Source organism: Haloferula sp. A504 (assembly GCF_044385805.1).
GTDB lineage: Bacteria > Verrucomicrobiota > Verrucomicrobiia > Verrucomicrobiales > Akkermansiaceae > Haloferula.
In genome coordinates, this window is sequence record NZ_JBISBU010000034.1 from 1 (window position 1) to 14,105 (window position 14,105).

At 63.6% G+C, this 14,105-nt stretch carries 15 protein-coding genes; 6 read left to right on the plus strand and 9 right to left on the minus strand.

Features of this window, described 5'->3' with window-relative positions:
- Window positions 1-167 precede the first annotated feature (167 nt).
- The 3 genes from ACG2LG_RS15045 to ACG2LG_RS15055 all read right to left on the minus strand — a co-directional run bounded on the left by ACG2LG_RS15045 (window position 168) and on the right by ACG2LG_RS15055 (window position 3,314).
- Window positions 168-1,439: a sensor histidine kinase gene (locus ACG2LG_RS15045; RefSeq protein ID WP_396260301.1), complete on the minus strand. Its 1,272-nt coding sequence runs from the start codon at window positions 1,437-1,439 to the stop codon at window positions 168-170.
- Window positions 1,440-1,442: 3 nt separating this feature from the next.
- A complete protein-coding gene (locus ACG2LG_RS15050; protein WP_396260303.1) occupies window positions 1,443-2,120 on the minus strand; it encodes a response regulator transcription factor in 678 nt (225 codons plus the stop codon).
- Window positions 2,121-2,210: 90 nt separating this feature from the next.
- Window positions 2,211-3,314, minus strand: coding sequence for an Lrp/AsnC family transcriptional regulator (locus ACG2LG_RS15055; RefSeq protein WP_396260309.1), 1,104 nt, complete (start codon window positions 3,312-3,314; stop codon window positions 2,211-2,213).
- A gap of 52 nt (window positions 3,315-3,366) precedes the next feature.
- On the opposite strand from ACG2LG_RS15055, the gene ACG2LG_RS15060 reads away from it, so the two are divergent.
- Entirely contained in the window at window positions 3,367-3,822 is a 456-nt protein-coding gene (locus ACG2LG_RS15060) for a group 1 truncated hemoglobin (RefSeq protein ID WP_396260311.1), read from the plus strand.
- A gap of 9 nt (window positions 3,823-3,831) precedes the next feature.
- Here ACG2LG_RS15060 and ACG2LG_RS15065 read toward each other — a convergent pair whose 3' ends face one another.
- Both ACG2LG_RS15065 and ACG2LG_RS15070 read right to left on the minus strand, forming a co-directional pair.
- Window positions 3,832-4,635 (minus strand): pseudouridine synthase, encoded by an 804-nt coding sequence (locus ACG2LG_RS15065; RefSeq protein ID WP_396260313.1) that lies wholly within the window; start codon window positions 4,633-4,635, stop codon window positions 3,832-3,834.
- 83 nt (window positions 4,636-4,718) lie between these two features.
- The gene (locus tag ACG2LG_RS15070; protein WP_396260315.1) at window positions 4,719-4,874 is read right to left on the minus strand and encodes a small basic protein; all 156 of its coding nucleotides are present in this window, start codon (window positions 4,872-4,874) and stop codon (window positions 4,719-4,721) included.
- Window positions 4,875-5,021: 147 nt separating this feature from the next.
- Here ACG2LG_RS15070 and ACG2LG_RS15075 point away from each other — a divergent pair, with 147 nt between their 5' ends.
- Genes ACG2LG_RS15075 through frr form a run of 3 tightly spaced genes read left to right on the plus strand, consistent with a single transcriptional unit; the run spans window position 5,022 to window position 6,957 of the window.
- A complete protein-coding gene (locus ACG2LG_RS15075; protein ID WP_396260317.1) occupies window positions 5,022-5,567 on the plus strand; it encodes a hypothetical protein in 546 nt (181 codons plus the stop codon).
- A 53-nt stretch (window positions 5,568-5,620) separates the two neighbouring features.
- Window positions 5,621-6,358, plus strand: a complete 738-nt coding sequence (gene pyrH / locus ACG2LG_RS15080) for a UMP kinase (RefSeq protein ID WP_396260319.1) — start codon at window positions 5,621-5,623, stop codon at window positions 6,356-6,358.
- A gap of 32 nt (window positions 6,359-6,390) precedes the next feature.
- Window positions 6,391-6,957 (plus strand): ribosome recycling factor, encoded by a 567-nt coding sequence (gene frr / locus ACG2LG_RS15085; protein ID WP_396260321.1) that lies wholly within the window; start codon window positions 6,391-6,393, stop codon window positions 6,955-6,957.
- A gap of 34 nt (window positions 6,958-6,991) precedes the next feature.
- On the opposite strand, the gene ACG2LG_RS15090 is transcribed toward frr, so the two are convergent.
- Entirely contained in the window at window positions 6,992-7,627 is a 636-nt protein-coding gene (locus ACG2LG_RS15090; RefSeq protein WP_396260323.1) for a CRISPR-associated endonuclease Cas1, read from the minus strand.
- A 136-nt stretch (window positions 7,628-7,763) separates the two neighbouring features.
- On the opposite strand from ACG2LG_RS15090, the gene ACG2LG_RS15095 reads away from it, so the two are divergent.
- Complete coding sequence (locus ACG2LG_RS15095; protein WP_396260325.1) at window positions 7,764-8,021, plus strand: type II toxin-antitoxin system Phd/YefM family antitoxin; 258 nt, start codon at window positions 7,764-7,766, stop codon at window positions 8,019-8,021.
- Between the two features lie 11 nt (window positions 8,022-8,032).
- Complete coding sequence (locus tag ACG2LG_RS15100) at window positions 8,033-8,473, plus strand: type II toxin-antitoxin system VapC family toxin (RefSeq protein WP_396260327.1); 441 nt, start codon at window positions 8,033-8,035, stop codon at window positions 8,471-8,473.
- Here ACG2LG_RS15100 and cas9 read toward each other — a convergent pair.
- From cas9 to scpB, 3 genes are all read right to left on the minus strand, one after another.
- Complete coding sequence (gene cas9 / locus ACG2LG_RS15105) at window positions 8,460-11,879, minus strand: type II CRISPR RNA-guided endonuclease Cas9 (protein ID WP_396260329.1); 3,420 nt, start codon at window positions 11,877-11,879, stop codon at window positions 8,460-8,462. The two genes, ACG2LG_RS15100 and cas9, sit on opposite strands and share 14 nt — an antisense overlap.
- A gap of 347 nt (window positions 11,880-12,226) precedes the next feature.
- The gene (gene pheA, locus ACG2LG_RS15110) at window positions 12,227-13,297 is read right to left on the minus strand and encodes a prephenate dehydratase (protein ID WP_396260331.1); all 1,071 of its coding nucleotides are present in this window, start codon (window positions 13,295-13,297) and stop codon (window positions 12,227-12,229) included.
- Window positions 13,294-14,043: an SMC-Scp complex subunit ScpB gene (gene scpB / locus ACG2LG_RS15115; RefSeq protein WP_396260333.1), complete on the minus strand. Its 750-nt coding sequence runs from the start codon at window positions 14,041-14,043 to the stop codon at window positions 13,294-13,296. The genes pheA and scpB overlap by 4 nt, the downstream gene beginning before the upstream one ends.
- Window positions 14,044-14,105 lie beyond the last annotated feature (62 nt).

The window sequence follows — 14,105 nt, forward strand, 5'->3', positions numbered from 1 at the left end:
CGCTTGGTCAGCTCGGCCCAGAAGCAACCGAAGAATCAGAAAGAATTGAGAAAACTGGCGAAAATGTTGAAATGCAGCACCTGACCCCATCTGCATCTGCGCGCCGGGTTCCAACGGTCGCTCGGCGTGCTGCGAGATCGTTAGGCAGCTTCGAGAGCCGCCTCTCCTCATGCCGAGGCCGCCGCCCCGGAGTCATCATGGTTCTGCGCGTCCGGGTGCGGGGGCACCTCTGCGTCCGGGGGAAGGGTGATGGTGAAGCGGGTGTCTTCTCCCGGTGTCGAGGCGACGTCGATCTGCCCGTGGTGGGCCTCGACGGCCCGCTTGACGATGGATAGACCGAGGCCGGTTCCCTTGATCTGGTCCTGATTGTGGTGCTTCTCGACCCGGTAGAAGCGGCGGAAGATGTGGGCGAGGTCGGTGCTGGGAATGCCGATGCCGTCATCCGAGACCCAGATTTCGATCGATTCGTCGGGCCTGCGATGGCAGCCGATGGTCACGCGCAGGCCGTCGCGGGGATTCTGCTTGAGGGCGTTCTCGACCAGGTTGAAGAGCACCTGGGTCCAGTAGAAGCGGTCGCCGTTGATGACGAGATCCTCATCGTCCATCCTGATCTCCACCCTGGCCTTCTGGGCCTGGATCATCGCCTCGAGGCGCTCGAGCACGTCGGAGATGCAGGAGCGGATCTTGAAGGGCTTCAGCTTGAGCGCGGCGGCCTCGCCGGATTCGAGTCTCGAGATCACCAGCATGTCCTCGACGATGCGCGAGATTCGCTCGGTGTGCTTGCGCATCACCTTGAGGAAGCGCTTGGTGAGCTCCGGGTCGCTGACCAGCCCGTCGTCTAGAAGGTTTTCGAGGTAGCCGTTGATGATTGCCAGGGGCGTCCGGAGTTCGTGGGAGGCATTCGCCACGAAGTCCTTTCGAATCTGTTCGGCCTGGTGCTCGGGGCTCACGTCGCGAAAGACCACCCGGAACTCCGGAGCGTCGTCGGGGGTTTCGGAAATCCGGGCGGCATCGACCACCCAGGCGCTGTCGCCGGGGCGCTCGTCGTCGCCGGAGCGGCGGAGGACCACGCGGCGAATGGTGTTCTCGCCGGTCTCGAGGCATTCGAGCACCGGTGCGGCGAGCCGGCGCTCCAGCAGGACGTCCTCGATGGTGCGGTCGATGATGCTGCGACCGGCGAACATCTCTTTCGCCGCACGGTTGGCGAAGAGGATGCGGGCGTCACGGTTGATGAGCAGGAAGGCCTCGTCGAGGGCGTCGAGCAGCAGGTCGCGCTCCTTGCGGGCGCGCTGCAGGTCGAGATCGAGCCGGAGTTTCCAGGCATCGACCTCTTGGATGAATTCACGGCGGGCACGGCGGAGTCGGAAGGCGACCAGGGTGAGGGCGATGATGGCGGCGAGGGCCGCCAGGACCGCGAGAATGACGGAAGGTTCGGTCATGCGCTAGGTGGACGACACGCGGTAGCCGATCCCGCGCACCGTTTCAACCATCCCGGCATGATCCCCCAGTTTCTGACGCAGCCGCTTCATGTGGGTGTCGAGCGTGCGGCTGTGGACGTCGTCGCTGTAGCCCCAGACCGAGCGGAGAAGATCGTTGCGATCCTGGGCCTTGCCGGCGCGCTCGGTGAGAAAGAGCAGCAGCTTGAACTCGGTGGAAGTCAGGTCGACGGGTTCACCGTCGAGGTGGAAATTGAGGTCGTTCTTGTTGAAGCGGAAGGGTCCGTGCTCCACCACCACGGCGCCCGGGGTGGAGTCGGAGCGTTTCAGCACCGCCTGGACCCGGAGCATGAGTTCCTTGGGAGAGAAGGGCTTGGTCAGGTAGTCGTCGGCCCCGGCTTCAAGGCCCTGGATCCGGTCCTCGGTCTGGGCCCGGGCGGTGAGCATGATGACCGGGGTGTCCCGGCTGCGCGAATCGCGCCGGATCTCCTTGAAGACCGCGTAGCCGTCCTTTCCGGGCAGCATCAGGTCGAGGATGATCAGGTCGGTCGGTTCGTGAATCGCGAGTTGGGCTCCGCGGATGCCGTCGTGGGCCTTCAGGACCTCGAACCCGGCCCGCTCGAGGTTGAAGGCGATCAGGTCGGCGATGTCCCGCTCGTCCTCGATGATCAGGATGCGCTGCATTGCCGTAGGGAAATAGAGCGGTTCCGACACGGAGAGAAAGCCAGGCGGGTGACGAAATCGTTGCTTTTGGCGGCAGCGGACTGGGAGGACTCAGCTGGCGTGCTTGGCGTGCCAGTCGCGGTAAACCGCCGGCGAGATCTCCGAGGGCTTGATTTCGGAGCGCCCGCCCCAGAAGACGTTGGTGTAGCTGACCGGGATGCCGCAGCTCTCGAGGTGGGCGTCGATGGCGGCCTTGTGTTCGAGGACCTTGTCCTTCTCGGTGCCGTGGACGACGCCCATGATGTTGACGTTCCCGAACTGCGGCCCGCCCTCCCGCCAGTAGCAGTGGGTCATGCAGTAGTGGCGGCCGACCTCGGCGCCGGCCTCGACCTCGCGGCCCTTGGGCACGGCCCAGTGGAAAAGGCCGTTGAAGCGGGTGACGCGCTGGCCGGTGGAGGAGGGTTTGACGTGCTCGAGAAAGGTCGAGAAGCGGCCGATGACCTTTTTGGCATTCAGTCCGGTGGCGATCTCGCAGAAGCGCTCGACCGGCATGCCAAGCTGTTGGGCGCGCCCGACCCACGGCTCGGCGACGATCTCCCCGGCTGAGAGTTCCTCCTTGAGGACCAGCAGCACGGCCCACTCCTCCTCGCTCAGTTCCACCGTGGCGGTGGTCATCATCACCGCCGGTTCATCCGCCTTGCTGCCGGGGGGGAGGCCCTTGCGGCGGACGTGGCCGACCCCCAGGGCGAAGACGCCGTTTGCCGGCATCAGCAGATACTCCTCGGCACCGGTCAGGCCCATCAGCACGGTGGCGTGCTCGTCGAGGGACTCGCCGACCGGGACCTTGAGGGTGGTCCAGAGGCGGTAGCCGGAGCCGGAGACATCGCTGTCGGTCGAGCGGATGACGACATGACCGGAGAAGGGGTCTTCCTTGGCCATGTAATCGAAGGCGTCGTTGAGCTTCTCCTCGGGAACCCGCCACGCCACCAGCGCGCCGTGGGCCAGCTTGGTCGAAAGCAGGGTCTGCCGGACGCGGCGGATGACTCCGGCCTCGAGCATGACGCGGATGCGCCCGAGCACGGTTTCCAGGTCGACCCCGCTTTTCTCGGCGATGAGGTGGAAGGGATGCTCGTGGAATCCGGAGATCAGGTCCTCGGAAATCGCGAGAATCTTCGCGTTGACGGGGTCGGTGTGTTCGACGGGAACGGTTTCCATGGCCGGACGCTATGAGGGGACCGGGCCCCGGGCCACGAGGAAATTTGCCGAAATGGTGTCCGCCGGGGCGACAAAGAAGCGGCTTGTCGTCACCCCGGCCCGCTGGTGGGATGGAGACATGAGCAAGGACAGTCTGTTCGCGCGGGCCGGAGGTGAGGCCGGAATCGAGAAGTTGGTCGAGGCCTTTTACGAGAGGGTGCTCGCCGACGAGGTCCTGGCGCCGTTTTTCGAGCACGCCCCCATGGACCATCTGCGGACCATGCAGAAGGAGCTGTTCAGCGAAGCGCTGGGTGGGCCGCTCTACTACAGTGGGCGTTCGCTCCGCCAGGTCCACGCCGGGAAGGGGATCAAGCGCCGTCATGTCCGGCGCTTCGTGGGACACCTGCTCAAGACGCTCGAAGCCGAGCGCGAGGACCTCCAGATCACCGAGCAGGAGGTGAAGGACATCTACAGCCGCATCGCGGTGGAGGTCGACCGGGTCACCGATGACGTGGCCGAGTCGGGCTGACGGCCCAACTCAGCGGGTCCGCTTGCGTCCGCCGCGGATGGGGGTGCGCTTGCGCTGCGGCTGTGGCCTGTTCTTGGCCGGGCGGGCCGGACGGGTGGATTTCCGCTCCGGCGGATTCTTGAGCAGGAGTTCGGTCTCCGCCGGCGAGAGGCGGGCCCACTTTCCGGTCCCCAGATTGCCGAGTTCGAGCGAGCCGATGCGCACGCGGAGAAGGCGCTGGACGCGGTAGCCGAGCTTTTCCAGCATCACGCGGATCTGGCGCTTGTGGCCGGTGGTGAGGACGATGCTGAGGCGGCGGGGGGAAAGGCGCTCGATGCGGTCGGCGCGCAACTTGCCGTCATCGGTGTAAATGCCGCTGAGGAGTGTCCGGACATGGTCGTCGGTGACCGGTTGGTTGGAGGTGACGAGGTATTCCTTTTCGACCTTCTTGGACGGGTGGAGCATGGCGTGGCCGAGGTCGCCGTCGTTGGTCAGTACCAGCAGGCCCTCGGACTCGCGGTCGAGGCGGCCGACGTGCTGGAGGTGGCGCAAGGAGTCCGGCAGCAGGTCGAAGATGTTGCCGCGCCGGAGTTCGTCGGCCTTGGTGCAGACCAGCCCGCGGGGTTTGTTGAGGACCACCACGGTCTCCTGCTTCGGCGCCACGCGGCGGCCGTCGACCTTGACGTGGTCCTCGGGTCCCACGCGGGTGGCGGGATTCAGGCAGGGCTGGCCGTTGATCTCGACGTGGCCCTCCTGGACGAGGGCGTCGCAGGCGCGGCGCGAGCCGATCCCGCAGGAGGCGAGATACTTGTTGATGCGGGTGCCGTCATCCATGGTGGGGCGAGGGGTAGAGACGAAAAAGGCGCGGTCCCCGGAGGGGGGAGCCGCGCGCTCGGGAAAAGAACCGGGTGAGCGGATCAGTCCTCGCCCTTGGTCTTGGGCAGGCCGATCGGGCTCTGTCCTTCCTTCCACTGGCCGCGGGACTTGAGGACTTTGATGCGCTCGAAGCGCTTCATCACGGAGCGTTTGCCTTCGGCGCCACCTTTGAGCTTGAGACTGTTGTGCTTGGACATGGGGAAAAACGGTTGGTTTCCGGTCGCGGGGCGCGGAAACTAGGGTTCGGGCCACGGCTTGGCAAGGCGAAAGGTTGGCGAAGAATGCGCGGAGGCGGCCGGACTCGTGGATTGATCGACCTGCCGGGGCATGACACGCTCCTCGCGATGAACCTCAAGATTGCCGCGCTCGTTCTGGCCGTGATTTCATTCGCCGGGGCCACCACCATTTCGGTCGTGCCGATCTACGAGCCGATCACGCTGCACGGCACCGACGTGGACGAGGCGATCAGCGAGATCGGGGAGGCGCTCCAGGCGACCGTCATGCCCCGTCCGATGGCGCTCAGCGGGGCCTTTCCCGAGACTCTCGTCGAGGCGGTGCGGACGACTCACGAACTGCCGGGCAACGATCCCAACTACACGGTCGACGAGGTCAACCTGCTGGTCCTGTGCCGTGTCGGCGTCGCGGCGGAGATTGTCGACCAGAAGCTGGAGGTTTCGCTCGATGTCGGCGAGATGGTCGTGCCGGAGGGAATCGACCTCACCGAGCGGCAGGTGATCCGGTTGGCGATCGTCGCGATCCGCAAGACTCTCGAGGTCTATCAGGAGCCCCAACCGGACCGCCTGGAGGTCAAGATCGCCATCGTGGGTGCCGGGGACCAGCGCGAGGGCCTGGGCGAGTTGGCGTGTCATTTCGAGATCGAGGGTTCCTGAGGGGCTTTTCCCCTTTGCAAGTCAGCGGGTGGGCGCTTGGATCGGGGCGCAAGATGAGCAGCGACACCCCCCCCGCAAGACGCCGGGTCATACTGAAACTGAGTGGTGAGGCCCTCCGCGAGTCGGGGAGCCGGGACAACATTTCGCCCGAGATCGTCGAGCGCATCGCCAACGAGGTGAAGGCCGCGGTGGAAACGGGAAGAGTCGAACTCGGCGTGGTCGTCGGCGGCGGCAATTTCTGGCGCGGGGCCTCGGCCAGCGCGCGGGGGATGGACCGGGCGACGGCCGACTACGTCGGCATGCTGGCGACCGTGATGAACGCCCTCGCCCTGCAGGGGGCGCTCGAGCACAAGGGGGTGCCCTGCGTGGTCCAGTCAGCGATCGAGATGAAGAACGTCGCCGAGACCTTCATCCGCCGCAAGGCGGCCCGGCATCTTTCCGAGGGACGGGTGGTGATTTTCGCCGCCGGCACCGGCAGTCCCTTCTTCTCGACCGACACCACCGCCGCGCTGCGGGCCAGCGAGATGGGTGCCGACCAGGTCCTCAAGGCGACCATGGTCGATGGGGTGTACGATTCCGATCCGAAGAAGAATCCGCAGGCGAAACGCTTCGAGCGGGTCAGCTTCCAGGAGTGCATCGCCAAGCGCTTCCAGGTGATGGACTCGACCGCCTTCAGCCTGTGCATGGACAATCACATCCCCATCGTCATCTTTGATCTGACCAAGCCCGGCAACGTGACCTCCGCCTTGCTCGGCGAACCCATCGGCACGGTGGTCGATGCCGAGGAATAACTGCTTTTGCCAACCCCAGAACCCACCCCGCCATGGACCCGGAAGAATCCCTCCTCGAAGTTGAAGACACGATGCAGAAGGCGCACGAGCATCTCGTGCACGAGTTTGCCACGGTGCGCACCGGCAAGGCCTCGCCGGCGCTGCTCGAGAACATCGACGTTTTCGTCCACAGCTACGGCAGCCAGATGAAGCTCAAGCAGCTGGCCGTGATCAGCGTGCCGGAGCCGCGGTTGCTGAATGTTTCCCCCTTCGATCCCTCGACCACCCAGGAGATCGAGAAGGCGATCCGCGAGTCGAAGCTGGGCCTCAATCCCGTCGCCGCCGAGCGTTCGATCCGGGTGCCGATCCCCGAATTGTCCGAGGAGCGACGCATCGAGATGACCAAGCTGGTGAAACAGCTCGGCGAGGAGGCGAAGGTGCGCATCCGGGCCGCCCGCAAGGAGGGCATGGACGCCGCCAAGAAGATGAAGGCGGACAACACCTTGACCGAAGATGGCCAGAAGGATCACGAGGCCGAGGTCCAGAAACTCACCGACCGCTTCGTCAAGGAGATCGACGACACCGTCGCGGCGAAAGAGGCGGAAGTGATGAAGGTGTGACGGGAGGCACCTCGTGCCTGCGCGCGGCCACCAGTCATTCAGGGCTGCTTTGCCTTGATTCAAAAACTGAGGGGGCGACCCTGCCGCGGCCGGCGCCGCCATCCTCGGCACCGCTTTGCCTTGATTCAAAAACTGAGGGGGCGACCCTGGTGCCGCCGAGCATCATCACCAGCGAGGGGCTTTGCCTTGATTCAAAAACTGAGGGGGCGATGCGCCAGAAAACTTTTGCGCACTCCGCTTCTTTCGTTTTGGCCCGTCCTTTGGCGAGCATCTCGAAGCGTGCGAGGCGTGGATCTTCAGGGGCGATCTCGCGGGCGAGGGAGAGTTGGTTCCGGCATTTGGCATCGATGGTTTTCCGCCAAAGGCGATCACGCAGCTGGGCGGGGATGTAGGCCTGGGCGCGGGTGAGCAGGGTGTCGGTGGCACGGTTGGCAGGCAGGACGAGCGAGGCGGGCTTGAAGTTCTCGCAGATGACGAGGCCGACGCCATGTTTGGCGGCTTCGAGCAGGAGCTTGGAGTGAATGGAGGCGGAGAAGGAGGTGACGACAATGGCACCGACGTCCTCGAGGGGCAGGCGCCGTTCGCCTTCGTTGCTCTTGCAGGTCAGCTGGCCGTCCTTGCAGGACAGGGAGCAATCTGGAGCGTCGATACTGACGATGTGGTAGGACATGGGGGAAGTGGCGAAAAGGGAGACTCCGCCCCCGATACCATGACCGACTTGAGGGCTTCCGGGCATCCCGTGATCGCGTGGCGATTGGGACACTTGAAACTTGACTTCGGGGCGATGTGCGTCAAATAAGTTAACAATGAAGACGGCGACCGTGCGGGAGGCTCAGCACCACTTTTCCAAGCTCCTCAAAGAGCTGGAGCACGGGGAGGAGATCGTGATCACCCGACGAGGCGTCAGCGTCGGGAAGTTGGTGCCGATGGAGGCGGAAGAGAATCCATTCACGCGCAGGGTGGACTGGAGCGAATCCATTCGCCGCCGGAACGAAGTGCTTGGTGATCTACCCCAACTCCAGCGGAACATCGTCCTGGAAATGCGCGAGGAGGAGCGCTACTGAGACAAGCTGGAATGAAGCAGGTGTATTCTGACACGAGCTTCTTGATGAGTCATTTCATCAACGACGAACATACGGATCAGGCGAGACGCCAAGTTCAAGGGCTTTCGGGCCCGATAGGGATTTCACGGTTGGGCGTTCTGGAGTACCAAAACTCGGTTTGGCGAAAGGTGGGTTTCGACGGTTTCGGGAAGGACCACGCGGAACGAGCGATCCGCGAGTTCGGAGAGCAGGTCAGCAAGGGCTGGTTCCTCTTGCAGCCGGTCGACGACGAAACGATCTGGCAGCGGGCGATGGGCTTGAGCACGAGCTATTCCTCGGAGCTGAAGGTGAGAAGCCTCGACATCTTGCATGTCGCCATTGCCATGGAGCTTGCGGCGGATTCCTTCTGGAGTTTCGATCAGCGGCAGAACGCTTTGGCCAAGAAGGCGGGATTCGCGATCATTGACCAGTAATGGGATAGCCGGTGTAGCGGCGGGGGAGGATCTCGAGGCCCGCCGCCATCATCTGCGGTATTCGGGCGTTCCCTTTTTTCAGCCCAATCTCTGCAGGTGAGGCCAGATCGACAGAAACCCCGTAGGCTTCAGAGTTTTTTACGGATGTTACTCGCCAAGTTCCTTTCCAGGTGCCCCCTGCGACTTTGATCAGGTCTCCCTTGCGAATGATCTTCGGTTTGACTCCCCCTTGGCTTTCGGTGATTGATCGAAGTGTTTCGTTGATCTTGGAGTGGGGAATCAGACGAGGATCTGTAAGCAGGGCGATTCCATAGTTCTCTGAAACGACGATCGCTCCGCGTCCTTTTCCGTGGGGCTGGAGTTTGCTTTTCTCTGTAGTCGGATTGGGTCCTAGGAGTGCGGTAGTTCGCTCTTTGGTGAGTTTTAGGAGTCCTCGCTGAACCAAGTTTCTCTCGCGCTGACTCAATCTGAGGCCGTGCATGTCGAGTAGTTTCAGGGCCTCCTTTGAAGGCTTTTGGTTTTCCCACCTCGGTTTAACAGAGTTGGGAGCTTGAGTGAATGTCGATCGGTTTGGGCGCTGCAGCAGGATCGTGTAGGGACCATCGAATGTGACGATCTTCCAGGTGGTGCGTTCGGCTTTTGTTCCTGATTGATCCGATGGGACGTGCTGCATGACGCGGGATTCGGCGAGGGAGCGGGCGAGGGCATTCTTGATCTCAGCGGGGAGGTCACGAAGGCGGACGTCGGTTTCGTGGTATTCATTGCCGTCGCGGTCGAGGCGCTCTCTCTGGTAGCGGTCGAAGATGCCGAGCTTGAAGAGGAAGTCTTTTTCCTCGTCAGTTCGCCGCCGCTTCATCAGTGACTGCCAGATCTTGCCGGCTTGGTTCTGACCGTGTTGGCGGAGGGGGAAGAAGTGGGCGGCGAGGGCGAGGGTGGCGGCGTCGAGGGCGTGGTGGAGGTGGGTGAGACCGCGGATTTCGTTCTTGGTCCTTACGTCGCCGTTTTCGTCGAGGATCTCGGGGCAGGCCAGGGATAGGGTGCCGATCAGGTCCCAGGACTTTCGGATTTCGGCATTCACCGGACCCGGGATCGGGTCGATCCGGGCGTTGGGCAGCTTCTTTCGGAGAGCACCCATCGCGAGCTTCATCAGCTGGCTGGATTGGGTGAGGGCACCGTCGGTGAACCCAAGCTCCTTGTCTTCGAAGTCGGTGGTTGCAAGGAGGGCTTTGCGGGCCTTCTTGCGGCGGCGGTCGTCATCGTGGCCCTTGGTATCGAGCTTATCGACGAAGGAGTCGTAGTTCTTGAGCGTGAAGAGGGAGAGATTGGATTTTCCCTGAACGGGCTGGCCCTCGAATTCAGCGATGAACTGTCGGGCGGTGCGCTTGCCCTTCATCCGGTTGACCTCGGGCCAAGTAAGCACGAGGGAGTGGAGAGCGCTGGTGCTCCGGGTGGAGTAGGGGATGATGTGTTCGCGTTCGAGATTCGGGAGGTCGTAGGCGTCGAAGGATTCGCCGGTGAAGGGGCAGTGCCAGTTCATGTCCATGGCGATGCGGGCCTTGCGGATGATGCCCCCGCTGACGGGAAGGTCGGGCGCATGCTTGGCGAGGTAGTCGACCGCTGCCTTGAAGTCCTTGAGGCGGCTCTTGAGTTCGCTTGCGATCTCCTTGGCGGTTTTGCCGGAAAATTCTTTCAGTTCGCGGGCGACTTCCACCACGACCTGGGAAAACTCGTTCCCGCCGGTGCCGAACTCGGCGAGGATGTCATCGACGAGACGGTCGAGGATGAGCATGCGGTGGCGGACGAGGTGGTTGTTGGTGAGTTGGTCGATGGGGCGTTCGGCCTGGAGCAGGCGGACGCGGGAGGTGGGAATCCCGAGATCGTAGAGAACTCCATCGGCGGGTTTGTCCTCACCGTTTTCGGGATCGGTGCTGCGGCTGGCTTTCCGGGGATGGTGGCCGGCGAGGACCTCGGTGACGACCTGCTCGAGGACGGGGCGGGCGTAGGGCGCGCGGCCACTGATCTTCCTGGGGGCGAGCGGTTGGAGGAGAAACTCGTCGAGAGACATCTTCGACGAGGCCTTGCGGGTGCGCTTCTGGCTGGCGGTGTGGGCGGCTTCGATGGCCTCCATGACCGGGACGGCCATGCCACTGAGTTGGTGAAGTTCGGCGAGCGTGATCGATTTGCCCCGGGTCCAGCGGGTGAGGGCCTTTTGGCGGGCGTCTTCGTCGAGATGGGGCCAGATGGCTTTGATCGTCTGATTCTGCGCGGCGTAAGCGCGGGCCGGGTCAAGGAGGAGGGCGTCTTCCGAGTCGGGGTGAATCTTGAAAGTGGCGTCGAGGTTGTAGGGGGAATGTCCTGCGTCCTTGATTTCGCGGGCGAGATCCTTGTGGGTGAGGCGACCTTGCCTTTCGGCGAGATTCCAGAGTTGTCGGCGGAGCGTTGCGGGAAGTGGCTGGCCGTCGTCGACCTTGAGGTTCGCCAGCAGCATGGCGAACCGGTAACGCAGGAATTCGGGGGATTTGGCGGTGGGGACCTTGGAGAACTTGTCGGCGAGCTTGCGGGCGACGCCTTCGGGCTCTCCGCTTTCGATGGCATCGTCGTACTGCCTGGCCCAGGTGATAGGGCAGCGGGCGATGATGCGGTTGTCGAAGCGGGGAACGAGCTGGCCGAAGAGGAGCCCCCCTTGGTAGCGGCGCGGGAGCTTGATCCCGGCGGCAGTGAGTAAGTTGCGGTCGTCGCGGGTGAGAGGCGAGTCCTTCAGGACAAGGCGGGCTGTGGCGGGATCAAGGCCGGGGGTTTTGCGGATGAGGTCGGCGACCTCCTTGGTTACGACGGAGCGGGGGTATGCAGCGTTGAGGGTCTTGTAGGGGAGATCGGAAGAGATCCGCTGGTCGTGTTCGGCAGGTTTGAGGCCGAGGCAGGCACAGACGGTTTCCGCCATCGTGGTAGTGCCGTGTTTGGCCATCAGTTGGCGGGCATTGGACTCCTTCTCGGTGTCTTCTTCATTCTTCTCGTCCCGCGCCCAGCGTGAGTTTCCGTCGTAGCCGCGGTTGTGGGCATACCATCGGAGGACCGTCCAGAGTTCCGCAGGATTGAGGGTCCGATGATCGTTGAGGGCGGCAGCGGCGAGGAGGAAGGGCGCGGGATGGCCGGGGGCGTCGAGTTCGGCACGGGTGAGGATTCGGCGGTGGATGAGCCACTGCTTGAGGCGCTCGATGCGCAGGCGGGTCGAGCGGATGTGACGGCGGGTGCGGCGAAGGTCGCGGCGGGTGGAGGCCAGGCAATCATCGGTGGGAAAGGTGACGACTCCCGTCCCGAGAAACTCGGGGTCCTGTTGATTTGAGGAGGAAAGAACGCACCAGCCGATGGATGCGTAACCAATGTCGAAAGAAAGAGTCAGGTCCATGGCGAAAATGTTAGGTCCAGGGGATAGGACAAGGGCAGGGGGAGTGCGAGTGAAAACGGCACGGCACTGGCGGAAGAGGGTCAGGACCAAGGTGCTGCTGGCAATCGCCTCATCGCCCTTCGTTCACCGCCGCGCAAGTTTTGGGTTGCCAGGGTTCGGGGGGGTCTGACAGCCTCTCCCCGAATCAAGACAAAGTTTGAAGCGCAGACCGATCTTCTGAAATCGCCTTCGGGCGTAACACACCGGGAAAACGAGCGCTTGTTTTGGAACGGCCACCCGACGGGGTGGCCGTTTCACTGTCACCGGGTTTCGGTGCTGGTTGACGCGGATGCCGGCGGCTTGGACCACTACTCGCTGCTATCGGGATAGGAACCGAGCAGCTTGACGATGGAGCAGTGGCGCTGGAGTTCCGTCATCGCCTCGCTGACCTTCTTGTCTTCGCAATGGCCGGCAAGGTCGACGTAGAACACATATTCCCAGTCCTTCCGCTTCGAGGGGCGGGATTCGATCTTCGACATGTTGATGTCGAAGTGCTCGAAGGCCTGGAGCGCCTTGACCAGCGATCCCGGGCGGTCGTGGATCGCGAACAGCAGGGAGGTGCGGTCCTTGCCGGTGGGTGGACAGGTTTTCTCGCCGATCACCAGAAAGCGGGTGGTGTTGGTGGCTCGGTCCTGGATGCATTCCTCAAGCATCTCGAGCCCGTTGAGTTCGGCGGCGAGGGGACCTCCGAGCGCCGCGGCGCCTTCGCCGGCCTTTTCGCGGGCGATCTCGGCGGCCCGGGTGGTCGAGGAGACTTCCACCAGATCCGCCTCCGGGAAATGCCGCAGGATCCAGTTCCGGCATTGGCCGAAGACCTGGGGGTGCGAGTAGAGGGTGCGGATTTCTTCGCGGGGGATGGATGCCATCAGGCCGTTCTCGATGCGCAGCAGGATCTGGGCGCAGATGTGCAGCGGCGAGTCGACGAAGAGGTCGAGGGTGTGGGAAACGGCGCCTTCGGTCGAGTTCTCGATCGGCACGACGCCGTAGTTGGCCCGGCGGCGGCTGACCTGATCGAAGACCTCGGCGAAATTGGGTTGGGCGCTGTATTCGACCGAGTGGCCGAACTTCTTGATCGCCGCCTGGTGGGTCCAGGTGCCCTCCGGTCCGAGGTAGGCGATCTTGAGATCGTCCTCGAGTGCGAGGGCGGCCGACATGACTTCGCGGTAGATGGCGCGGATCGACCTTTCGGGGAGCCGGCCCTCGTTCATCGCCACGAGCTTGCGCAGCAGGGCCTCCTCGCGTTCGGGGGCGTAGATTTGAAGGCCGTCCCGCTTTTTCAGCACGCCGACCTCGTGAACCAGATCGGCCCTCTCGTTGAGCAGGGCCAAGAGCTGGCGGTCGATCCGGTCGATCTCCTTGCGAATGTCGTCGAGATTCACGATTCCTGATCGGCGGTGACTTCGCCTTGGGGTTCGGAGCTGCCGGCCTCCGCCGGTGGTGCGTCGGCCCCGGCTGCCTTGAGCGCGAGCTGTTCTTCGGGGGCGGGTCCCCCGGATTCCTCGGGAGCCTCCGGGAGCTTCACCTTCCGCAGCTCGTCGGCATTCGGCAGGTCATCGATCGACCGGATGCCGAAGTGCTCGTAGAACAATTCGGTGGTCTCGTAGAGCAGGGGGCGTCCGGGAAGTTCGGCGCGGCCGCCGATCCGGATCAGCTCGCGATCGAGGAGTTTCTGCAGCATGCCATCGCAGGAAACGCCCCGCACCGCCTCGATGGCGGACTTGGTGATCGGCTGGCGGTAGGCGATGATGGCGAGGGTTTCCATGGCGGGAGCGCTGAGGCGTTCGGGACGGCGCCCGGGGAAAAGTTGGCGGACGAATTCCCCGTATTCGACCCGGGTGAAAATCCTCCAGCCCCGTGCCCTCTCGCTGAGTGTGAAGGCCCGCCCGGTCTGTTCATAGGCCCGGTTGAGTTCCGCGATGGCCGCGACGACCTGCTCCTCGGTGACTTCGGCGAGCGCCGTGAGCCAGTCGGGCAGAGGGTCCGGATTCTCGCCCTCCTCGGTCTGGCGGGCCCGCACATCCTCGGCCTCGGCGACGCGGGCACGGATCAGGCGGGCGATTTCCGGGGACGGGAGGGCGTCGTCGGACGCGGTGACCAGGGCTTCGATAATGGAGCTGAGCTGCATGGGCAGGCGGCAGCTTAGGGATCCGCCGGGGCAGATCAAGTGCCGGGGAGAGGGGTAAGATC

Coding starts and splice junctions, on each gene's coding strand:
- ACG2LG_RS15100 (WP_396260327.1), top strand. CDS start 8,033: ATGAAGCAGGTGTATTCTGACACGAGCTTCTTGATGAGTCATTTCATC.
- ACG2LG_RS15065 (WP_396260313.1), bottom strand. CDS start 4,635: ATGGATGACGGCACCCGCATCAACAAGTATCTCGCCTCCTGCGGGATC.
- ACG2LG_RS15075 (WP_396260317.1), top strand. CDS start 5,022: ATGAACCTCAAGATTGCCGCGCTCGTTCTGGCCGTGATTTCATTCGCC.
- ACG2LG_RS15055 (WP_396260309.1), bottom strand. CDS start 3,314: ATGGAAACCGTTCCCGTCGAACACACCGACCCCGTCAACGCGAAGATT.
- ACG2LG_RS15060 (WP_396260311.1), top strand. CDS start 3,367: ATGGTGTCCGCCGGGGCGACAAAGAAGCGGCTTGTCGTCACCCCGGCC.
- pyrH (WP_396260319.1), top strand. CDS start 5,621: ATGAGCAGCGACACCCCCCCCGCAAGACGCCGGGTCATACTGAAACTG.
- ACG2LG_RS15045 (WP_396260301.1), bottom strand. CDS start 1,439: ATGACCGAACCTTCCGTCATTCTCGCGGTCCTGGCGGCCCTCGCCGCC.
- ACG2LG_RS15050 (WP_396260303.1), bottom strand. CDS start 2,120: ATGCAGCGCATCCTGATCATCGAGGACGAGCGGGACATCGCCGACCTG.
- frr (WP_396260321.1), top strand. CDS start 6,391: ATGGACCCGGAAGAATCCCTCCTCGAAGTTGAAGACACGATGCAGAAG.
- scpB (WP_396260333.1), bottom strand. CDS start 14,043: ATGCAGCTCAGCTCCATTATCGAAGCCCTGGTCACCGCGTCCGACGAC.
- ACG2LG_RS15090 (WP_396260323.1), bottom strand. CDS start 7,627: ATGTCCTACCACATCGTCAGTATCGACGCTCCAGATTGCTCCCTGTCC.
- ACG2LG_RS15095 (WP_396260325.1), top strand. CDS start 7,764: ATGAAGACGGCGACCGTGCGGGAGGCTCAGCACCACTTTTCCAAGCTC.
- ACG2LG_RS15070 (WP_396260315.1), bottom strand. CDS start 4,874: ATGTCCAAGCACAACAGTCTCAAGCTCAAAGGTGGCGCCGAAGGCAAA.
- cas9 (WP_396260329.1), bottom strand. CDS start 11,879: ATGGACCTGACTCTTTCTTTCGACATTGGTTACGCATCCATCGGCTGG.